Source organism: Pseudomonas sp. CFBP 13719, assembly GCF_014842095.1.
Taxonomy (GTDB): domain Bacteria; phylum Pseudomonadota; class Gammaproteobacteria; order Pseudomonadales; family Pseudomonadaceae; genus Aquipseudomonas.
Genome location: NZ_JACYVB010000002.1, coordinates 109,532 through 131,309 on the forward strand (window position 1 = coordinate 109,532; position 21,778 = coordinate 131,309).

Below are 21,778 nucleotides of genomic sequence, written 5' to 3' on the forward strand. Positions count from 1 at the left end.
ACAGCGCTGATGTCAATATACCATCAAATACTGGTTATGAAAGGTAGTTTTGCAGGGCTGATTTCATCGAGTCGATAGCTTCAAAATGCCAGAACATCAAGTAGGCAGCAGCGCAAATGGTGCTCAACATCAGGATCCAGCTGAAGATCATGCTCTTTCGCTCAATTCTGTTGATGACCCGCTCTTCAAGCCTTGCTCGCACGAACTGTAAACCCTCATCCATGCCCCTCGAACGAATCATGTCCGATAGAAACCATTCCATTTCCGGTTCCAATATCCCGGTTGAAAAAACCTTGGCACCCACGTGGCCACCATCAATGATTTTAAGCATGGCTTTGACTTGATCCTGTTTCCATGGGGAAGCGCCAGCGCTTTGCATCTCGATCGCTTCTCTGAGCAGGTTGGATCCGTTGCCCCTTTTGCGAACAATGGAGGCGAGGCCAGAAAGGAACCTGATGCTTTGAAAATCTCGGTACATGCCCCAGATCACCCCATAGCGATTGAGAAGATCTCTTGGCTTTCCAGTCAGGTGCGACAATGAGTACCAGCATGATCCCGCAACTGCAGCAATGGATACACTGATCAAAGCCCAGTAGTTCGAGACGAAGGCTGAAAAGGCGAAAAGGCTGGCTGCCGGCGCGGGGTATTGGTCTGGAGGCAGCATGGTAAAGGCCTCCTCGATCTTGGGGACTGTGATCATGGGCATTGCAAAAACCAGCGCTACCAGCATGCCCAAGGAGATCACAGAGGCAATAGTGGTCATGATGGCCACGCTGCGGGCTTTATTGACCAGGGCGGTATTATTGGCAAGGTCACGAAAACCCCCTTCCAGCGCGCCGATACCGCCTGCTTGTTGCAGAGTTACCAGGAAAGCCACATCCTCAGCCGGGATGGATCCTTCAAAGGTGTGAGCGAGCCACCCCCCTTGATCAAATCGGTTTGCCCAATGGGCTGACAGCAAGCCTCTGACCGAACCGCCGTATCGAATGGCGTCTTGGCTGAAGATCTCCTTGAGCGTGCTTCGGCCTTTGGTGTCTTTGATCATGTCCGCCAGGTAGCGGTAGTAGTCAGCACGCTTGGGTGCGAAGTAAAGCGACCATAGCTTCACTTTTGCCTGTGATGGAGTCCAGGTGCTGAAGCGCTTGATGGTCTTTAGGAGCCCGCTTGTCATAAGGCCCCCTGCGTCTTGATCTTCAAGGCCGTAGCAAACGAGCAGGTTTTGAACTCAACATCGCGAGGGTCGACCTGCCCAATAATGGCTTTGTAGACAGCGCATTCCATCAACGACTTGTTGTCCATATTGGAGTCATCAATTGCCGTCCTTTTCTTGCCTTCCAAATGTTCAAGCAAGCCCAGGGTGTCGTTGGCATGGATACGCCTGAGAATTTCTCGGTCAGTGTTGGGCTCGATCATTTGCGCCGCAGCAGTTCGTCCGGCATAGCCGTTGATCTCGGGAATCTCGCTGTTCTGGCAGTCAGGGCACCCTTCAGGATGACGAATTTTCATGGCGCCAGCGTCGGTGTCATAGAGCAATTTGAGCGTATCCGCGTAGCCTTTCCAATATTCCCGAGTTTGGAAAACACCATCTCGGTCAACACCACCGTTTTCCAGCAGGGTTGAGAAAGGGATTGCGCATTTTTGGCAAAGGCAAGGTAGCAATATCTGATGAATGAGAAGATTCAGCATGCCTGGTGATGCCAGGTGGTCTGCCGGCACGCCGATTGACTTGGATGCCAAGCGTTCGGGAATGTGGGCTGCCGAGTGAGCATGGACAGAGGTGTAAACTGTAGTGCCGGAACCGGTAAAGTCAATGAATGCGCCCCCGGTGGCATGGTCTCGTATCTCACCCAGGACGAGGTCGTTCATCGCCGACCGCTTGATTGTCTTCATCTTGGGCTGAAAAGAATCCTCTCCGCTTTCATGCAGGCTGCGGTGCACCGTGCTCTGGATCGCCAATTTACCGCTATGTCGATTCCTGATTACATACTCAACCGGGTCTTCCACCGTAATGAGCTTGCGGGTAGGTGGCAGATCCTCAACAACTGTTTTGATCGAGGTGGATTTGCCCGAACCAACCTCCCCAGAGAAAATGATGCTTCCCCCATTGCTCATTTGGGCGCGGGTGAACATGGCTACCTGAGAGGGCAGAAAACCAAGGTCGGCCAGGGATCGGGCTGCTGATTTCGATTCAAGCTCAAGGATCCTGAGCGTGACTGAGTAGCCCTGATCTGCGGCAAGGGAGGCGAAGCGGATGCCGATAGGCCTGTTGTCGACCGAGGTCAGAATCCGGCATTGCAGCTCAAGAGTTTGATCAAAGGCCGAGGAGGCGCCACCGGTACCATTCATCCAAGCCACGTTAACGATTTCATCGAGCCTGTTGCTCGGCATGAGAAATCGACGAGGGGCGATATAAAGCCCGCTGATGGTGAAGTGAACCTGGGAGGTGGGCTCGTCCGGGTTGACGTTCAGGGTGATGTCACTTGCATTGTTGCGCACGCCCCACTGAACCATTTCATGGAAAGCAATGGTGTGGGCCGTATGGGTCACAATTTTCTTGCCGGCGTCCTCAGCCTCGTTTAGGCCGCTGTCACGCAGCGATAGAAGCAATGTCGGCGTGATTTCATAGATTTCGGGTAGGCCTGCGCCTGTAGAAGAAAAGGATCCCTTTCCATGAGTCATCGTTTCAATGACCATGCTCAATGCATCACTTGTGAGGTATTCGTGAGTGACCAGTATGATCCAATGCCCGGACTTGAGCTGGGCGGGGCAGATCCTGGAGCTCAAATGATCCCCAACGATATCTGGGTGGAATTTGTTGATCGGTGAAGAGAGCGTCAGCAGATCCTCTCGATGAGCCAATTGGCCGCTGACAACGACTTGGATTCCAGGATTTTTCAGATCACCTGCAAATCGAGCAGTTTCGCTCGAATTTTTGCCGGCCTTTGCTCGATTCCACCAGCTCATTTCGAATCCTCGACTGCGCCACCTGAAATACAGGATTTGATGGTCTGTCCAGGGTTGCTCTCAAGCGCGAGCCTGACACAAGGTGGTGTGATGGATTTCAATCTCCAGGGGAAATCGCTCGATGCGCCAAGGGGTAATGCCTTGCCACTTTCAAAGCGATACTTTGAGCCATCGATCATCATATCTGCGTAAAGGTGCCGACCCATACCAAAGACGCCTTCAACTGTTGGAGAAGAGGCGACAGCCGCTTTTTGCGGGGCTGGCTCTGTCAGGGCTACCAATTCATCTGGCAGGCCACCTGAAAGCTTTACTGGCTGCTCCGAGATAGGCGTCATGATCGCATCAGTTGATGTGGCAACAGGGCCCTCAAATTTTGCCGCAGCGGCCTTCAGACGCTCCTGAAAGCGCTGCTGTTCCGTGTGCAGGCCCAGGGTAGCGTCGATAGCGAGCATCTGCCTCACTGTCACGGCCTCGCCCACGTCAGAGCCTGGAGTCCCAGACGGTAGGCCGTTAAGTGATTCGGCGTCAGCATGCCCTACGATCAGAAGCGCCAGGCATGCAGTAGCCAAAAATTTAGAATACATAGAGTTCTCCTTCCAGGGTGGCCATGAGCATGCTTTTTCCAAGCGAGGCGTCTGTGACGACATCCTGGTTAACCTGAACCTGGAGCCGGGTGAAGTGGGTCATCGAGTCGACGGGGAGAACGCTCAGGCTTCTGAGAGGGCCGTAGAACAAGATGGATTGTTTACTTGGGATCAGAGGGGCCTGTGCTTCACCCGATGGGTAGTTCACGCTCACGTGCTTGCCCTGGTCATCCACAATGCTGGGGTTAGGCAGTTTGATGGAGGCCTCTGTCGACACCTTCACTTGCTGGAATGCCGGCAATACAGCTTGTAGTGCGGCGAAATATCCGATGCTCAACGCTTGTGATGAGGAAATCTCAGACAGATTCAGGCTTTGGCGTTTGGAGACAAAGTTGTGAGTGGCAACAGCCTTGCCTAAACCATCCCAGCCAACCACCCAGCTTGTGGGAACCGATTTGACGAAAGTGTCGTTGTTCCCGCCAGCGGCCTTCGCGTAAGCCAGGTGGCAAGACCAGCCTTGTTGAGTAGGGCTGCAATCGATGCTGGTTAGAAGCCAGTTGCCGATTCGTACAGGAACGTTGCCCACTTCCTGGTAAAGCGATGTCAGACCCTGCGACCCATCGACCTGTTGCAGGTTGGCCCAATTCTGAACGTGCTCTCGCCACACCTTGGGTTCGTCGACTTTGAATTCCGCTCTATGCTGATTTTTTTGACTGTTTGCGTAGTCGCTCCAATAGCCCCAGCCCAAATGAGCGGCTGTTGCGAGCAGAAAGACTGAAAATCCGGCCTTGGCCCACAGAGGGAGGGCCTGCAAAGGCGTCTTGCATTCAAGAAGCCTGCTTGAAGCCCAGTGCATTCCCGCTTTTTCTGCATTGAAGCCAGTTTCCTCGACATGGAACCTGAAGCGCTCTTGCAGCTGGCGGTAGATCTGTTCTGCCTGATCCTTTCCACAGACTTCATCGGTACCCGCCACAATCACGCCATCTTGGGAGCCGACAACCCAGAACAGCGTCTCTGCTTCGCCTTTGTCTGGAAGTTGAATGCATGCCAGGCTGACACCTTGTTTGTTCTCGTGAGCAAACAGGGCAGCAGCGGAAACCACTTCTTTTCGGAGCCGGGTTTTCTGGGCTGCCGGAATCTGAATGGTGCCCACGCAAGCCGATGTCGTATCAGCTGCACAGAAGTGTGTAGACTTGTGAGAGAGGGCAAATTTTCGAGATGCCTTGGCCACGTCATCGCCCAGCAGCGGGCTCCAGGATAAGCCGTAAATCACGGCTTTTTCCGGGTCATTCAGGTTCTGGATGAAGAATTCCTTGGCCACGTTCATCATTCGCGAACTCGTGGCGTCAGAACAAGCACCGTGACTCTTTCGGTACGGTCAGTGACATCGGAGCCGCCCACGATCATCGGGGCATCAGGATCCACCCGTCTGGCGTCGTACTGATCCTTTTTAGAGCTGAAAGCGGTTACAACGAATGGCTGACCGGATTTCAAGCTCGAATTGACCACGATTGTGTCGCTCAGCGTCGTTGGAGACTGAACGTATCCACCCTTGTTGAACTTCTGGGTCTGAAGCACTGGATCTGGAGTATTGTCGTACTTCAGCGCAACATCTACCGTGCCGTCACCATAGGCGCGGGGAACAATTGTCAGCACCCTGCCAAACACCACTTCAGCCTGAGTAACGGTGACCGTAGGCTCGCTGTTGTCGGCGTATCCAGGGGTCTGCTCCATCTTATTGATGTAGGTCAATCGACCTGGGCGTCCGGCAGTGGCTGGCATGCCATTGAGCGAGCTGAAGACGTTGATTTTCTTGTCAACGACACGCCCAATCTTTGCCAATGCCTGGGTGGCGATCGATGATCCCTTCCAAGGCCCGGATCCAACTGCACCCCCAAGTGAAAGAGCCGCACCTTCCTGCTCAAGCAATGAGTTCAGACCGTTGACATCGAAGGAGTTGGCTTGACCCCCCGAGTTGAACGCCAGATTGAAATTAACCCCGGCCTGAGCGCTGCTGGATTTCTCGATAGTGATCTCTTCGAGCACGAAATCAATTCGACGAGTTCGCACCCGGTTTTCCTCGGCTACCAGCTTCTCGATCTGATCCAAAGATCCTTTGGCATCAGTGACTACAATCAGACCGCCCGCACCTACGACAACCTTGCCAGAGCGTGTCATGTATTGCTCCACGCGCCGGATCACAGGTGCAAGGGAGCCTTCCTTGTCGGCCTGCATTTCCAAGGTGGTGCTTGAGGTGCTATTGAAACCGTTGGACGAAGATTCTCCATCGACAGATCCGTCAATTCCAATGGCGAGTTTGGCAGAAGGACTGATATCAACACCGCGCACCTCGAACGATCGAGTCTCGGTTCTGTAGAACACCAGAGCGCCGATTGCATCATCGTATTTCCAGTAGACACCCAGTTTCAGTGCGATCGCGTCCAGCACCTGAGGAAGGTACTGCTTGCCCTTGGGTAGCTTTACATGGGTCTTGCCTGACTGCTGTAGGGCAACCTCAAGGCCTACGGGGCCGCTGTCGCGCAGAGCAGCATCCAGATCAATGCCTCGCAACTGCATAGGGTCGAAACTTGCTGTGGAGAGCGAAGGGACGGCGAGCGCAGAGTCGTTCTGATCGTTCTTTTCCAAACGCGGCAGGAAGTCTTCCTGAGGAAGCAGGGCATCTGGAGTCACCTTCACGGGAATGCCGGTGGCATCGGTGATTCTTGACGCGAGGGTCACCAGATTGGCATCGCCACTGTAGAGCAGGGTCACGTCAACTTTGCCTTGAAGCACCAGGGGCAGGGTGGCTTCTCGGGCCAGGGGTCTTGCCTTGCCCGCCAGGTAGGGCTTGTCGACAATCTGGGCTGCACGCTTTGCATCCAGTTTCACTTTGGCAGTGAAGTCCTGTATGTGGCTATCGGACTCGGCACTGGTTGTTGTGACCAGGTTGTCGATATCACGTTTGTCCTGATAAGCAGCGCAGCCAGAGAACAATACAGATGCGGCGACAATGAGGGCAATTCTGGTTTTGGACAGCTTGAATTCAATGCTCATCATTGCTCACTCATCTTGTCGCAGGACTGATTGAAATACAGCACTCGCACCACTTTGTTCTGGTAGAAGCAGGGCTGCAGCGGGGTATCGGTGAGCTCGGTAGTGGCCACCAAACCCTGAACGGCTTCTATAAAGCCGCCCTGAAAGATGGCTGTCCCGATGATAGGTACATCAACATTGGGTACCCAGTTTTCATTGGGAAAAGACCAGCCTTCTTCACTCGCCCAGCGAGCAACGGTTTGGCGAATGGTCTGGTTTTCTGGGGTTACTGCCCATCGCGGGAGCGATTTGGAGATGTGAGTCACCAGGTGCTCAGGACTGGCCTTCACGGGATCAGGCGCGGCATTGGCCATGGGGCTCAGAAGAGCGATCAGACAGGCACAAAGCGGAAAAAGGGCACTCTTCACCCTGAGATTCGGAATAGTCATGCTGGATCTCTTATTTTTATGGTTGTCGGCGATCCATTACGTGCAGCCATGACCATCCTGGATACATTCTGCCGCCGCTGATGCTATGAGGATATTATGAGGAACCGTTCATCGTGTCAATATATATGGAAATCGACTATTGGGGAGGTGCTGTGAGGCTGAATAAGTCCGTCATCAGTGAGGTAACGGCGGACTGAGCGACTTATGGAGGGGGAAGTATTGCGATTGAGCGCCCGTCATTTCTGGGAAAATGAGAGGCCAGGCTTGCGAATCGAAGCCTGGGTGCATGCCTTGGCGGTTGGGCTCTTTGCTTATGGCGCCACGGACGGGGTATAGGCCAAATGGCTTTCCAAAGCGTCGACCCATACGAATGCGTCACTGTTCAGCAACTGCTCACCATTCCAGCGATAAGCGCAAAGTTTCGTGCCACGGGTGCCCTTGCCAATACTGTAGTCCAAGCAAGCAACAGTGGGGGTCAACAAGCTTGGGCGTCCGGTCATCCAATAGTGGCCAATGAACAGCGGCTTGGCCTGGTCATAGGTCAAGAGGTTCTTGGCAGGTATCGAGGCCTCGGGAAGCTGATGCAAAAGCGAACTCTTGAGCATTCCAGCAGAGCGATAGGTTGTGGCCGTTTCGTCCCACCAGCGTGTTCTGGTTCGATTTCGCTCATTCCCATCAGGGTCGAAGTAGGTCAACCCTGCCGGCAACTCGATCTCCGTGCCTTTAAGCAGGTTCTCGATGATGAAGTAGGGCTCGGTGTCCTTGCGGCTCATCGGCACCCAGGATTGGGGGAGTATGACGTTGTTGGCATCCAGGTATTGCCGGGATTGTTCAATGAAAGGGCCATGCCAGCAGGCGTGAATAGCTCTGAATTCAGGTGTCTCAACAAACACAGGCAGTGTTTTGAACCAAGAAACAGTTTCGCGGTGTAGCGCGCTGCCTTCACCCACTTGATCAAGAAAGGCGCGGTGCTGATGGCGATTTTTCTCTGTGTGAGGACGAAGGTATTCACCAGGGCTTTCTGGGTCTGGTGTCGCCCAAGCGCATCCGTTGTATTCATGGTTGCCAAGTACGACTTCTGCGTGGCCACCCTCAACCATAAGCCTGACGATCTCCAGGGTCTGAACTTGTTGGGGGCCTCGGTCGATTAGGTCACCGATGAAGAAAGCCTTTCGCTGCGGGTGGCTATAAACTCCAGAGTGCTTTGAATATCCCATAAGCACCAGTAGAGCTTCCAGGCGCTCGCTTTGTCCGTGGACGTCCCCAATAAAATCGTACATTCAATTTATCTCCTTTTTTCCATTATGAGCCGGGCCACTGTCTTTTTCCAGGTCAATGGGAGAAGGCCTCAGCCTAAGAATGATACGAGCAGGTTGGGATCATCTCACCACTTACGCAGGCTTGGGCGAAGCGGCCAAGGCTTTCAGGGCATTGAACTGGGTCACGTATTCAGCACCTTTGTCGGCGTTTATTCGAGTGAGGCTTGCGTATTCGCCGCTGCTGCCCAAGAGTTCAAACCAGCGGCCATCAGCATCACTGCAAATCACCTTATCGCCAACGGTGGATTCATCAAAGTCCTCAATGACCACTCTCTCGTTGAAGTGCAGGATGAGAGATTGCCCGTGAATAGTGTCGGGCGTAAGGTGGTCGCCCTGCACCGCTTTAAACACATGAAATTCTAGGAAGTCTTTCCAGCCCGCAATTGCCTGATCACTTTTCTCGACAACCCTTTGAGCGTGCTGTCTTTTGCGAACAAGCTTTCGCTGAGCTCGCTTGATGGAGCGCTCTTGAAAGTAGGATTTAAGCTTTTGACCCAAGGTTCGGGTGAAGTGTTTTTCTACGATTAACGTCATTATCTATCTCCCATTTCAGCTGTGGCAGCCGTCTCCTGCGGTCTTAGCAGGAGAGGATGAATGATCGACCTGGCGGTCATCTTGCCGGACAAGATATCAATACATTGCCAAAACGTCAATTTATGCATTTTGAGATGCTGGTTGGGCTCAAACAGGCGTTGAATCTGCAGCCTTGAAGGCAGCTCTCTCTCGATTAGTCAGCGAACGTACATTGTGAGGGTCGAATTTGAGCAGCGTCACCAGTTTTGGTGCCGTTTCACCGTGCATGTTCCTGGCAAGCTGACGCTCGGCATCATCGTCCAAGCGGAAGGCTCGACGGTAAGCTGAAAAAGCATCCCTGACAGCTTCCTGCAACTCCTTTTGGTGAGCAGGTTCCATGTGCTGCGAACGATCGAGGACACTGACCAAAAGAGAGCCGAAATTCTTTTGCGCTGGCGCAAGCTCGCCCTGATCAAGCACCTTCCCGATGATTTTGATTGCTGCCACAGGTACTGCCTGGATAGGGGCGAGGTGCACTACTTCATGAGCGCTTCGCATCAGCATATCCAGGGAGACCTGGACGCTTGCGTTGAGGCTGGATACTGCCGGGCCAGACTGAATGTTAGCAGGCTGAAGCAGCTCAGGATTGTTTACCAGATGGGCCAATGCTACCAAGGGCGAGGAGATCCCTTGTTCAAGCACATCGCCATGGGAGACTTCCTTGGCAATGAGCTCATTGAGCATATGATTCAAGCTGGGGTAGTAGGACGGCTGGTTAAGCGCGTTATCCAGATACTGGGCAAACGGTTTGAAGTTGTCGTCAAATTGCATTTTCATGGTTTTTCCTTTGGTATGCGGGTGCGTGATGCAGCCCAGTAATCGCTCAAGCCTACAAACCCAAGTCTGCGGCAAAGGTTTTTTCAGTGACGCGGTCAACGGCCACCTGGCCCCAGGCCTTTCGGATGGCATTCAGAATTGGTTGACTGACTTTATTTACGGTAAGGGAGTCCATCCAAAAGGGGTGCGCATCCATCCCAATCAGGTTGGCCTCTTTAGGATCCTTATTCCAAAGGAATCCGATCGCAAAAACCCTATCCTTTCCTTGTTGAACCTCCACCCATCTGAGGTGGCAGTTGGTGTGGAACTCTTGCTCTACCATCCAGTCCAGCGTTCGTTGACCCAGCGCATGGATCTCAGACAGCGCGTGGTCAAGGCTGTCTGTGTAGTATGCACCTCTTACTGGCAAAACGATGTACAGGTCTTCACCAGTTTGCTCGTCATACTCGTCACAGTCTTCCAATACGGTAACAAAAACTTTGTAGCGCGGCGGATGGCTCAGGGCGATGGACTCATCGAATGTAGGGGGTCTGCTGAGCTCATGATACTCAGGCAATTCCTCGGCAGAAATGAACGCCCACAGTGATTTGAGCTGATCCCAGGCCTTTTCATCTGCGCTGAGGTCTTCGATCATGCTTTGCAGTGCGGCAGTCTGCTTCAACGTCAGGGGCTCCTTGCTGGAGCAGGCAGACCATAATCTGGCTTTCAGCTCTGTTAGACTCATTTCCGCAGCCAGAGCATCCCCCCCAATCAGCACACCTAACCTGGCTAGTTGTGAATCTTTGAGATCAATTTCCTCGAATTCATTGTTAACCAGCCGGCTTACGGCAACATTGGAAACGGCAGCAAAATGATCCTGCAGCTTGAACAATGTGCTCAGCATCCAGGCCTGTAGATCCCTGGGAGTGGGAGGGGTATAGATCTTCATACGCCATAATCGCTTATTGGGGCAGCGTAAGGAGGCGCATGCCCAGAAAAGTCATGTATAACAGTAGCCTACCAGTGGCAGCACCCTGTGGCCTAGTGCTTGAAGTAGCCAGATGAATTTTCGGCCTTCTTTCTGGTGCGCAGGCATAGTCATTGATCGGTACCAATGAACAATTGATGGCCAAAGCAGTCCTGTACTGCTCCAAATTCATCACCTTCTGTCTGACCTCAAATATTTACTGCGTAGAGCTTTTGGCAGCGGGATATCTATAGACCCTACTGCTCATTCGAAAATCCTGCAGGCCCCGAGAATACGGGCTTGTAGGGAATATTCTCTCCCGGATATCGGAATTAACCTACAGCCTCTTCAGACCCAGCCATGCTCAGCTTGTGCTTAAGTAGGTGAAAAAGGGAGAAAGCCATGAAAATTCTGCGAACAAATGTTGAGGCCAAGGCCTGGCTGCGCCTTATGGGGATTTCGGTTATTGAGTTCAGCCGAAAAAATAATTTGGATGCACCCACGGTTTACCAGGTGCTGGCAGGCAGAAAGAAAGGGTACCGGGGCAAAGCCCATCACGCAGCAGTGGCTTTGGGCATGAAGCCTCGGATTGCGATGGATGTTCCTGGATATCTGCACGCGCAAGAAGCTCTAGCAGATTGAATCAGATGGACATACGAGCCTGCCTGATTTATCAGCCAGAAAAGGCCGGCCCCTTGTCATTGTCTCTCTCCATCAGCAAGAAGGCTGCATTGGCGGACAAGGGCTGAAGGGAAGGGGGGAGTCGCTCAATTCCCAGCATGGCTGGGACTTTCAAGTGGACAGAAAAAAACTGCACTTGTTTTTTGGTTTGCCCCTGAATTTCCCAAAGCGAAAAGCAGCGCTCAAGATCGAATAGGCGATCCCCTGGTGACAATGCCCCCAACAACGGCTGTTCGACCGTTTTGAAAGCATCATCTAAGACCATTAGCACCGCAAGCGTATGGCCTTGACGTAGTCCGACTATGTGGCTTGAAATGATGGGTCTTGCCAATTGATGGTATCGTAAATCCGTTGGGCAGTGGCTTTGCCGATCCGTGGAACCTTGGCCAATTCCTCGGGGGTTGCATTCATCACTGCTCGAATCGATCCAAAGTGGGCTAGAAGATTTCCAGAGCCGATTGCGGCAACAGCAGGTAAACCCTCAAGGATGTACTTGGCGCTCTTATCTGTCAGCTCCGGCTTTTTGACTCGGAGCGGCACAGCCTTCATGTCCACCTGGGCGTTTTTAGCCATGAAATAGATAATTTCAGCAGTTGCCTCCGGGGACGTAGAGGGGATAAGCGAAACCCCATTGGCATGGATCCAGGCCATAGCACCACCCAAAGACGCTTTGGAGAACTTTGATCGTGTTGAGAAAATGTCTCCCTCAAGGATGACTACCGGCTTGGTGTAGTTGAGTTTCATGTTGAAGATTTGGCCGTGAAACCGACCATCATCCAGAGAGTGGATAAAGTCCACCGCCGTTTTGCGCTCAATGATGATGCCGCCACCGACGGAAAAATCTCCGACCGCAAGTTGAATGTCGATGACATTGGCATCTGCTCTCTTCTTGAGCATGTCGACAATGCCTGAGCGTTGCTCTCTGCTGTCTGCATGAATCTCGATCATCGTCATTTCAGTGTCCGCGCCAGTTCTTTTGAGGTCTGCATTTTTAACAGCTGCCGAAACCTTTTGGAAGCCAGAAGCTGTTTTTTTTGCGTTTTTCCTTTGATGGAATCGGGGCGAGAACCCAATGCTGACTGGCTTTTTAGCGCCTTGGTTTACGTTTTTCAATATGGCCTATTTTATGCTTTTGCTGAAATTGATTCAATTGTCGGTAAAACATCAGGAGATAAGGCGCAAAAAGTCGATTTCGGGGTGTTTATTGGCCCTCGACCTTATCTTTCGTGTTCCTCAAATGTAAACCAAAAATGCCTCTGCCGCTCCCTAATGGATTAAACCCGGCTGTTAGGCCTTAGGAAGATTTCTCCCATCTGATGGCGAATCTCAATGCTTGTGGGTGTCCATCATTCGGTTCCAGGCGGTGCCAGTTGATGATGATCACACATTACCATGGGCAAAAAGCCCATTGACCCAGATTAGGCTGGTACGAATAATGGGTAAATTGATTGTGCTATGGGGTACTTTATGATGACCAGAATACTGCTCGCCCTTATTGCAGGCATGCTGCCGGTCGCCTCATACGCGAGTCCGGACAATGTCATCCGCATCCGCGCCCCTATTGCACAGAGCACTGCCAATTACTGGGCATCTGACCCGGTTTATGGCGATTGGGCTGACAGTGGTGCTGCAAGCTGCTTAAAAATGACGCCTGATCTTGCCGTTGTCAGAATAGGTACGACCATCACCCAGGTGGGGGCGAGCTGCAGCCAGCCTCAATCTCGGCTTGTTGAGCCAAGAGAGCTTAACAGCAAGACACACGAATACCGATCTTTGGGTGATTCCTACACTGAGGATCGAATCCTGCCAATGGCCAGCACGACTAACCGGGGTGTAGGTACCTCAACTGACACATTTACCACCTTTAATCGGAGTTATTCTGTCAGCCAAAATATTCATGCCTACACTGGCGCAGTAGCGGGGAACCTTCAGTACTTTAAAGATGGCTCACACCCGGCCTGGGCCATGTACCAAATGGATATGCGGTCTGGCAACCCGGCTTACTACTTTTGAATGCAAATCGACAACGCAAAAGCCGTAACCTCAAATGCTGGCCTGGCTGCATATTTAAGCAGCATCATTGGAAGCTTCTCCATCGCCGGCAAACCAATCAATAGCGCATCTGCTGGCGCATTTTGGAGCGGCCCAAACCTGCAAGCATACTGGCCTCTTACCTCAGAGCAATTCAATGCCCTAGGCGGGGACAACCGTACCGCAAAAGGAACGTTCACGGTGCAGTACACAGCTCCATAGCGGATTCTTGCCTATGCTTAAGTGTCGACGGTTTCATCCATACTCACCATCACCTATGAGCGAATGCGTAGGGCATTACTGGGAGACCAGCATAAGGCTTACCCCGCAGGGGTGATGATCATTGGGTAGGCAGCTTTATGTTCAATTATGAATAGTCTATAATTATTGGAAATCCATAATTTGGAACAATCATGGCCATTTACCACCGTCAGGAGCTTGCCCAACGCATGGCCCAGCAGCTCCTTAGCCCCGGAATTTTAGACGAGGGCCTGCGCTCAGGCCTATTCATTTCTGGACTCAGGAGAACCGGCAAGACGACATTTTTGATTGCTGATCTTGTTCCCGCTCTTGAAGAGAAAGGGGCCATCGTGATCTATGTCGACTTGTGGTCTGACACGCTTACCTCGCCCTCGGCTTTGCTTCATCAGGCCATCGGCGAGAAGCTTGCCGAGCTTGAAACGCCTGCATCTGGAATCCTTGAGCGATTGACCAAGATCAATGGCTTGGATCTAGGAGGGTTTGGATTCAAATTCGGCTTCAAGCTCCAGGATCTTGGGAGGGAAGGCGGCGTGACACTAGCCCAAGCGCTGAGAGAAGTCGTTGATAAGGCCAAGACCGATCTGGTGCTGATTGTCGATGAGGTTCAACAGGCGACAGCCTCCGACGATGGCCACAACATGATGCTTGCTCTGAAGGCGGCGCGGGACTCGATTAATCCTCGCCCTGGTACAGCAGGTCATTTGATTTTCATTGGAACAGGCTCGCATCGAGCACAACTCAGTGAGATGACAGCCAAGCGCAATCAGGCTTTTGCTGGAGCAACATCAATCAGCTATCCAGTTCTGGATGAGGGCTATGTCAACTTCCTCATGGGGCTCTATGGTGCTGAGGTGGATGCTCAAAGGCTTCCTAGTGGGGAGGTGGCTATGCAGGCCTTCAGAGCTTTGGGAAATCGACCAGAAGAGCTCAAGAGAGCGCTAGGGCAGGTTGTCCGGCAGGGAGGTGATCCCAACATAGTCATGCCGATCGTGGCCCAGACCTTGCGCTCAACGGTAGCCGACGGTGAAATCCTGAAAGTCGAGAAATTAGGCAGCCTGGCCGTAGAAATTTTCGGTCGAATCGCTGGTTCCGATACCCCGGTCAGTCGATTGTTTTCCGTAGAAGCTGCAGGCGATTACACCAAGGCGATTGGCCGGGATGTAAGGGTTGAAGAGATTCAGCCTGTCATTAATGCCCTGCTGACTGAAAATCTCATTATGAGGGTAGGACACGGCTCCTACACCCTGTCTGACCCCTATGTTGGAGAGATGTGGAAGGAGAATCTGGCGCTGTTGGGCCGGGCGAAGTGATGCGTCCACAATTCGATGCTGAGAAACATGCGCTCACCCTCACATCCAGAAGCGGGTTTGGTCTGGCGCAAAAAATAAGCTAATTAGGCATAAGGGAGAAGGTAAAATGACCGATTTGAATCAAGGTGCGCTGCCAGGTGCAGAGCTGGACTTCACGGTTCAGAAGAAAGAGGATGACAAGAAGATTGTCAGGATTTATGCCGATACTCGTGAGGCGAGGTCTGGCGTGATCAAAGAGCTTCAAGCGATGGCCAATGTTCACGTCACCGTCGTCGAGCTTCCTTGCGGTGACTACATCTTGAGCCCGGAGGTTGCTGTGGAACGGAAGTCAGCTGTCGACTTCGTCAATTCAGTCATGAGTGGGCACATCTTTGAGCAGGTTGCTCGAATGAAGATCGATTACGTTCGACCAATGGTTTTGATTGAGGGCGACCCTATCCGCACCCGCTCCGCCATCAAGCCAGAAGCAGTGGCGGGGGCTATGTCTAGCCTGATGACAGTGCAGATGATATCACTTGTATCAGTCGCTGACGTGACCGAAACAGCTATAATGATTGCTACCATGGCTCGCCACCTCCAGCACGGCCTGGGCTACGAGATCAACTTACATCCGAAGAAGCCTAAGCCAACGCAGGATGCCAAGAACTATGTGATTTCCAGCCTTCCTGGGCTGGGGACAAGTACGTCGGCCAAGCTGCTGGCCCACTTCGGCACAATCTATGGGGTGGTCACAGCATCACAGGATCAAATCATGGGCGTGAAGGGAATTGGGCCAAAAACCGCATCTAGGATCTATGACCTGATTCACCATCATTGATTTTGAATAAAAATATTTTTCTAGATAATTTATATCAACTGTTTTAATGGAGATAAGATAATGCCAGCAGATACTAAAACCCAGGAAATGGTGGACAAGATATACGCTGATTACGGCGATCTCATCGTTGGCAACGAAGATCATATGTCTATTGTCTTCTCCCTGCTGAGTTTGAAAGTATTAAACTCAAGCAACAAACCGGATATCTCAGCAAATAACAAAAAATTAATCTTAGAAAATTACCCATCAGCAACCCTTGAGGATATAAAGTCTAGAGGCCTTGACGAGAAGGGTCTTTCGACGCTTTTGATTGTTTTAAATCAGGTGTTGTCTATAGCTATAGATTATTCTCCACTTACAAATGCAAAGGCAGATCAGGATAAAGACCTTTCAACTGGTCAACAGTCTCGTGCGCAAGAAATTGCAACCAATGCACATGCTTCAATAAAAGAACTTGGCTATTCGTCATTTGGATCTGCAACAACTATGGTTTATTCGGGACTTATGATGGCTACCATTGATGGAGTTTCACAATTCCATCTTTATAGAACGATTATAGAGGCAATGGCTCAAATACCAAAATTTCACCAGGAGCTTACGCCGCGCAAAGCACCCTCGGATTCTGAAATGATCAATGTATTGTGCAAACAAATGGGGATATCAAAGGCGACCGCAAAAAAATATTTGGCCAGCTTCAAGCAGTCTATCGAAAAATGAGTTATTAAAACCTATTTTTCTGTACGGTTTTTAAAACTTGAACGAGACTGTCAAAGCCGATTTTCAATCGGCTTTGAAACCAAACGAAATGCAGCCGGCATTCTTTATGTCATTGTTATGTTGGGTGAATCAAGAAAGGATATTCGCAATATACTAAATTTTATATAGGCAATCTGATGAGAAATCAGCATCCCGTTTAACCGCATGCTTTAAAACGCAGCGGTCAGCCCCAGAAGTTGTAATTACTCGGCCTTTTTCGTCAATAACAGACGATCTTCATGATCGTAAGCCCTCTGTTACTGAAGCGCACTGTTGTTTAAAGCAACATGCGCTGCCCTGCACTGGCTGACGTCCAGCTCGAACTGGGCGCGGGTGATGCCCACGTAGAAAATCCTCGCTTCTTCTTCACTGTACGGGATCTTCGACTTTTCCGAGTCGGTAGGTGGAAATGCAAAATCATCTGCTAGACGCACGGTAGGAAATTCTAGTCCCTTAGCCTTGTGAACGGTCGAAATGGTCAGGTCAGCTTCTTCTTGCTTGACGTTGTGCACTGCTTTCAGAGCGGAGAGAAGATGCTGAGCTGGCCAGAGAAGGATCAATCTGACGAGGGTGGCAAGCTCTGCCCCTACCTCGGTTTCGGAATATTCGACAAGCTCATTCCAATCTCGGAACATCTGAAACTCAGGTAACCGGGGACGTCTCCCTTCCATCAGGCTGACGCAAGCTTCGACTTCATTGATCATTGTCGAGACATCACCCGCCATATGAACCCTTTTTTTCAGCTTGAGTGCTTCCATGAGCTCAGTCATGGCGCCCCTATTTCCCCGGCATAAGATGGCCTTTGGGTTGTCGATCACGCAGATCCTGGAGTCAACCATGGGAGAGCCAACGATTTTGAAGCTTTTCTCGCCCAGAAAATTGTGCAACACCTTGTTGGCCATCTCAGCAATGGGTTGGCCGTATCTGAATGAGCGGGTGAGGGTGCTTGTGTGTTTCGTTTCGATGGTGTCCATTGCATTGACCGCTCCGCGCCAAGCGTAGATCTGCTGCCGGCGATCTCCCACCCATATAACCTGGCATGGTTGCTCGTTGATCACCCTGAGGGTCACACCTGAAGTATCTTGCGCTTCGTCCAGGAGAATGAAGTCACAGGCGAGCACAGGCTCGGTCAGAGCCCAGATCTTCAAATAAACGTCTGGCCATATTGGCAAAGTGCCTTTGACGTCTCTAAGCAGCTCCCAGAGCCTCACGGCGTAGGGCCCAAGGTGACTGACGATAGGCTGGGCAGCGACATAGGCTTGTTGCTTGTCGCCTTGCTTTGTCATGAGGTTAATCAGCTTCCAGGGCGCTGACTTGGTTGTCAGATGCGCCTCATCACTCTGGGTGTAATTCACAACCCATTGGCGGATCGCATTTGCCTGTGCCCATTTAGAAATTCCCGCCCAGTCATTCAGCAGCAGGGCGTCGATTATCATCTGGCTTGATATCGTTTTTTTCTGCAGCCTGTGCTTGAACATGTAGCCAGCCCCCTCAAAAGCGACCGAATGCGTTGTGCGACAGGATGTCCCCTTGTTGAATTTGGAGGTGGCCTCTTTGATGATTGCCTGGTTGAAAGCCAGGTAAAGGCCTTTGCGCCTTCCCATGTTCTGACTTATAGCAGTTAGACCGCTAGTCTTTCCCGCGCCAGCCCCGGCTTCGATCTTGAGGCTTGCGCCTGTCACGGCAAGCTCCAGGCTATGCTGCTGCTCATCGGTCAAGGGATGGATGCCCAAGCGGAAATTGTTGGGATTTGATTGCAAAGGCGGAGCGATGCAATTGTTGAGGCTCAGCATGCTGTCAGGGATGCTAGATCCAGGCGGTTCGTTCAGGATGGGCTTTACAGGCAAGGTCACCACATTGGGGCTGCTCGCATGTGCTTTGGTTGGCTGAAGATCGCTATCAAGACCTAGCTGGGTGATCAGAGATTTCCCTGTGGCTTTATGGTGAATTTTTTCAGCTTTCTTGACGACGTCATGGAGGCGAGCGTTCTCAAGGGCAAGCTTTCTGATCAATTCAACGGGGTCGTTTGCCATCTCATCATCCACAAGCAGGGCCTTGATTTTCGCTGATGATAGTCCTCAAGACGCAAGACGCCAACTGGCTCATAATAAAGTCCATGGAGAAGCTGAAGGATATATACTCAGCTAATGCCTGCATCCCGCAGGCACCCTAGAAGGAAATCCTTAGCAATTAGACTTTTTTAGGGTCACTCGGCATCGCCCCACATATATTTAAATGCCGTTTTTATACCAATTTTGAAATCATAAATGTTAAAGAATAAATTCTTGACATTTGGGTGAGACCGAAGACTGTTGAGTCTTTCTTGAATTTTTAATGAATCGCTAATTCTTTCATCAGTAACTGCGCCTGAAAGTGAAGAGTCACGGAGGTACTGAAGGGGGTTTATGGTTGAAGCAACATGAAAATTGCGCTTGTATTTTGACTTCAAACGCGTCAGACATTCGCTTACAAGCTCCATGCCAAGCCCAGGCGTGGAAGTTGGATTTCTTTCGAATATTGCCAGGGTGACTATATTCCCATCACAGAAAAGTCTTTCCATGTTGATATCTTGTTTGTCAATGTGCTCACCATATTCACTCATTATTTCGTTCTGAAGCTGAACTAAGACATAATCAAGTATGTCTACATCTTGATCGCCGACTGAATCAGCAGCAGAAATTAGCTCGCCACCACTAGACGGCTTCTTAGCTGGGCCAGATATATAGGAGCCTTGTGCATACGCAATAATGTCACCCGAATCTGATTGGATCTGACCAGTCCAAGAGTGACTTCTGAAGCTAGATGGTTCACAGTCATCACTGAACGATTGAAAAACAAAATTGTGCCCCCCAAGCTTATAATAGTCTTTCGCGGGAGTTTTGCTAGGGTTTATGGCCCGCGTATTTCTATAAAATCCGTTATCGCCTCGCTCACAAGTGAAGAGGCTTAGTGCTTTCCTTGGTAAAATTACTGTGTTTAAGAAATTCCTCATATGAGAACCTAGATTGGGGAACCCCTTTTCATTTCTTGAGAGTTCATTTGCGTCATTTGGGCTAAATCCTGTGCCTTTGAACGAACTAATCACTTCAGCCCAAGATTGGCCTAACATATATTCTATAGTTTGGATCAAGGCGTCCTGAAATAAATTGTCAATGATCTCTGGATCAATGAAGTCCTTGATTTCGGATTTTTTTATTTGTTCAATGGTAACCCAGCCCCCCATTGAGGCTGCTATGGTAGCTGCAGAAGCAGTACTTTTTTCCAAGGTTTGAAAGTTGTAGTGTTGAAACGAGTTATTGCACCAATAAGAATCAAAAATATCCTCGAAGTTGGCAAGCACTTTCTCTGAAAGAAGGCAAGTCGTAGATCCATATTTCCACCTGCTTACAAGATGATTTGGCCAACTTTTAAAAAATTCGAAAGCTACTTTGTTTTTGTCTGACAAATCGAAAGCATTCTCAAGAGAATGGATTGTCCTAAAGGACTCTCCAAAAATAACCTTCCTTAGATTTGAGGTTGGATCCCACATCAAATAACCGCCATCATCTAGAAAACACTCTGGGAAAGCTTCGGTTGCGGATTCAATAGCCTCGGCGTAATTTAAATAGCCAAGGGTAATTGCCACATTCTCCCTAGACTCTTCAAATGAAATTGTTTGGTCACAGACCCAATTTTCTTTAACAAAATTGCACAGGCAATCAAATCGCCCAGATGTAAAGTCTGAGGTGGATAGTGGCAAGTTCTTCAATAAGCGCATTGTGGAATTCCTTTAACTCGTGTGAACTGCTTTCCGCCGTTAATCGAAGCCCATATTCTGTTCCAAGCTGTTAAATTTGTCATTACCATCTTACCGGTCTTCAATGCTTAAATTCTTATTTGAACGGTGACGTTCTTCATCCAAGCTGTTGTAATACGTATCGGTTGTGGTAGCCAGGCTCTCATGACGCAGATCCGCCTGAAGATCTTTGTGCTCACGCACCTTGGCGTCGAAGGTTGCCGAGGTGTGCCGGAGCCAATGAAGCGATGCTGAGCGCAAGCTGTCGACCTCTTCCTCTGAACGACCATCGTCTCGCATCCGTTGAAATGCTTTGTCGAAGACCTCTTGCACCAGGGTTCGAATGTGCCCCTCAGACAAGCCTGGTCGCCCTCTCAGCGAAGAAATCAAGGGGGCCTGATCATCAGGGGAGGGTGCAGCGGTCATTCCGAGGAAGCGCCTGTACCGCGACATCCAGACCGTCATGTATTCATCTTTGACGCTGATCTTGGCAGCTTTGTTGCCCTTACCAATGACGTAGAACCACCAGTTGCCATTCGAGTCTTTCTGGAAGTCGCGCATCATTGGCTCCCAGTTGTCGCGGCCAACAAGATCAGAAACACGAAGGTACATTGAAAATATCGTGGCCAAGATGAAAAGGGTGCGTTCGTGGTTGTCAGGATCTTCATCAGCCATTAGCTTGGCCGTGTCTAGGACAAAGCTCCACTGGAGTGGCGTCAATGACTTGGCCTTAACGTGGCTGGTGCTGCGCTGCTTGTATTTGGACTTTTGCTTGATCGCCCGGATCGGGTTTGCTTGATTTGTAAGGCCTTCATCAGTAGCAAATTGGAAGAAACTGCCGCAAACGGCGAAGACTTGGCCAATGGAGTCCTGAGCCATTTTGTATGGCGTAGCCTCAATCTCTCTGTTTTCTTCTTTAGCGATTTTGATAGCGCGTTTTGGCGTAGTGAAGAAGAAAGGACGCCACTCAGGATTCATGGAAAAAGTGTCTGTTTCCTTGGCTTTGCGGCCACCAACACGCTGAAATCGTGCCTTAACAACGGGGCCGATCCATTCAGGTGCTGGCTTGATGCAGAATTCCATGAAGCGCTCGCCATCTTGACGGGTCATTTCAAGCAGTGGCTTCTTGCAGACTATAAGCGACCACAGGAGCAAACGCTCGACGTGCGTACGGTAGGAATTGAACGTGGCAGTGTTGCCTTCGTAGGATCTCAGAAACGCACGGACTGCCTTGTAGCCATCGATGGCTTCGAGATCTAGAGGAAACGATTCCAAGAAGTTGATTACGACTGGTTGTTCACAAGACAGGTTGTTGTGGTTCAGCTCTAAAAATCTGTCGTGTGATTCGAACAATGGCAGCGGAATTATGGCCATGGAGATTCCAAATCTGGGTGATGTCAGAGGCTTGCGCATTCTAGCTCAAATGAAGCTACGTGTCAAATACGGTTCTACCCATTATCGAATATTACACGCGTGCTGATGTCGATGCGCCACTCATTTTT

20 protein-coding genes are annotated in these 21,778 nt (G+C 50.7%); 5 read left to right on the forward strand and 15 right to left on the reverse strand.

The window, feature by feature from the left end; translation table 11 throughout:
* Positions 1-34: 34 nt before the first annotated feature.
* From IFT57_RS05680 to IFT57_RS05725, 10 genes are all read right to left on the reverse strand, one after another.
* Positions 35-1,171 carry a hypothetical protein gene (locus tag IFT57_RS05680; RefSeq protein ID WP_122531393.1) on the reverse strand — a complete coding sequence of 379 codons (1,137 nt, stop codon included), beginning with the start codon at positions 1,169-1,171 and terminating at the stop codon, positions 35-37.
* On the reverse strand, positions 1,168-2,964 hold the full coding sequence (locus IFT57_RS05685) for an ATPase, T2SS/T4P/T4SS family (protein ID WP_122531392.1): 1,797 nt from the start codon (positions 2,962-2,964) through the stop codon (positions 1,168-1,170). Before IFT57_RS05685 ends, IFT57_RS05680 begins: the two co-directional genes overlap by 4 nt.
* Positions 2,961-3,548: a hypothetical protein gene (locus tag IFT57_RS05690; protein WP_122531391.1), complete on the reverse strand. Its 588-nt coding sequence runs from the start codon at positions 3,546-3,548 to the stop codon at positions 2,961-2,963. The genes IFT57_RS05685 and IFT57_RS05690 overlap by 4 nt, the downstream gene beginning before the upstream one ends.
* Positions 3,538-4,878 (reverse strand): type 4b pilus protein PilO2, encoded by a 1,341-nt coding sequence (locus IFT57_RS05695; protein ID WP_122531390.1) that lies wholly within the window; start codon positions 4,876-4,878, stop codon positions 3,538-3,540. Before IFT57_RS05695 ends, IFT57_RS05690 begins: the two co-directional genes overlap by 11 nt.
* Positions 4,875-6,605: a hypothetical protein gene (locus IFT57_RS05700; protein ID WP_122531389.1), complete on the reverse strand. Its 1,731-nt coding sequence runs from the start codon at positions 6,603-6,605 to the stop codon at positions 4,875-4,877. The genes IFT57_RS05695 and IFT57_RS05700 overlap by 4 nt, the downstream gene beginning before the upstream one ends.
* Positions 6,602-7,030: a toxin co-regulated pilus biosynthesis Q family protein gene (locus IFT57_RS05705; protein WP_122531388.1), complete on the reverse strand. Its 429-nt coding sequence runs from the start codon at positions 7,028-7,030 to the stop codon at positions 6,602-6,604. Before IFT57_RS05705 ends, IFT57_RS05700 begins: the two co-directional genes overlap by 4 nt.
* Before the next feature lie 311 nt (positions 7,031-7,341).
* Positions 7,342-8,310 carry a metallophosphoesterase gene (locus IFT57_RS05710; protein WP_122531387.1) on the reverse strand — a complete coding sequence of 323 codons (969 nt, stop codon included), beginning with the start codon at positions 8,308-8,310 and terminating at the stop codon, positions 7,342-7,344.
* A gap of 111 nt (positions 8,311-8,421) precedes the next feature.
* On the reverse strand, positions 8,422-8,883 hold the full coding sequence (locus IFT57_RS05715; protein ID WP_122531386.1) for a hypothetical protein: 462 nt from the start codon (positions 8,881-8,883) through the stop codon (positions 8,422-8,424).
* Positions 8,884-9,030: 147 nt separating this feature from the next.
* Positions 9,031-9,699 carry a hypothetical protein gene (locus IFT57_RS05720; RefSeq protein ID WP_122531385.1) on the reverse strand — a complete coding sequence of 223 codons (669 nt, stop codon included), beginning with the start codon at positions 9,697-9,699 and terminating at the stop codon, positions 9,031-9,033.
* A gap of 52 nt (positions 9,700-9,751) precedes the next feature.
* Positions 9,752-10,627 carry a hypothetical protein gene (locus IFT57_RS05725; protein ID WP_122531384.1) on the reverse strand — a complete coding sequence of 292 codons (876 nt, stop codon included), beginning with the start codon at positions 10,625-10,627 and terminating at the stop codon, positions 9,752-9,754.
* A 420-nt stretch (positions 10,628-11,047) separates the two neighbouring features.
* Between IFT57_RS05725 and IFT57_RS05730 the strand changes: the two genes are divergently transcribed.
* On the forward strand, positions 11,048-11,287 hold the full coding sequence (locus IFT57_RS05730) for a DNA-binding protein (protein ID WP_122531383.1): 240 nt from the start codon (positions 11,048-11,050) through the stop codon (positions 11,285-11,287).
* A gap of 31 nt (positions 11,288-11,318) precedes the next feature.
* On the opposite strand, the gene IFT57_RS05735 is transcribed toward IFT57_RS05730, so the two are convergent.
* Entirely contained in the window at positions 11,319-11,591 is a 273-nt protein-coding gene (locus IFT57_RS05735) for a hypothetical protein (RefSeq protein ID WP_122531382.1), read from the reverse strand.
* A 35-nt stretch (positions 11,592-11,626) separates the two neighbouring features.
* Positions 11,627-12,439, reverse strand: coding sequence for an ERCC4 domain-containing protein (locus IFT57_RS05740; protein WP_163020508.1), 813 nt, complete (start codon positions 12,437-12,439; stop codon positions 11,627-11,629).
* Positions 12,440-12,793: 354 nt separating this feature from the next.
* On the opposite strand from IFT57_RS05740, the gene IFT57_RS05745 reads away from it, so the two are divergent.
* From IFT57_RS05745 to IFT57_RS05760, 4 genes are all read left to right on the forward strand, one after another.
* Entirely contained in the window at positions 12,794-13,339 is a 546-nt protein-coding gene (locus tag IFT57_RS05745) for a hypothetical protein (RefSeq protein ID WP_192150934.1), read from the forward strand.
* A 431-nt stretch (positions 13,340-13,770) separates the two neighbouring features.
* On the forward strand, positions 13,771-14,928 hold the full coding sequence (locus IFT57_RS05750) for an ATP-binding protein (protein WP_199868792.1): 1,158 nt from the start codon (positions 13,771-13,773) through the stop codon (positions 14,926-14,928).
* A 106-nt stretch (positions 14,929-15,034) separates the two neighbouring features.
* Complete coding sequence (locus tag IFT57_RS05755) at positions 15,035-15,745, forward strand: ERCC4 domain-containing protein (RefSeq protein ID WP_122531377.1); 711 nt, start codon at positions 15,035-15,037, stop codon at positions 15,743-15,745.
* Between the two features lie 60 nt (positions 15,746-15,805).
* Positions 15,806-16,462 carry a hypothetical protein gene (locus IFT57_RS05760; protein ID WP_192150936.1) on the forward strand — a complete coding sequence of 219 codons (657 nt, stop codon included), beginning with the start codon at positions 15,806-15,808 and terminating at the stop codon, positions 16,460-16,462.
* A 296-nt stretch (positions 16,463-16,758) separates the two neighbouring features.
* Here IFT57_RS05760 and IFT57_RS05765 read toward each other — a convergent pair whose 3' ends face one another.
* The 3 genes from IFT57_RS05765 to IFT57_RS05775 form a co-directional block, all read right to left on the reverse strand.
* A complete protein-coding gene (locus IFT57_RS05765) occupies positions 16,759-18,534 on the reverse strand; it encodes a 3'-5' exonuclease (protein ID WP_122531375.1) in 1,776 nt (591 codons plus the stop codon).
* A gap of 173 nt (positions 18,535-18,707) precedes the next feature.
* A complete protein-coding gene (locus IFT57_RS05770) occupies positions 18,708-20,258 on the reverse strand; it encodes a hypothetical protein (protein WP_122531374.1) in 1,551 nt (516 codons plus the stop codon).
* Positions 20,259-20,348: 90 nt separating this feature from the next.
* Positions 20,349-21,650 (reverse strand): tyrosine-type recombinase/integrase, encoded by a 1,302-nt coding sequence (locus IFT57_RS05775; RefSeq protein WP_122531373.1) that lies wholly within the window; start codon positions 21,648-21,650, stop codon positions 20,349-20,351.
* Positions 21,651-21,778: the final 128 nt, after the last annotated feature.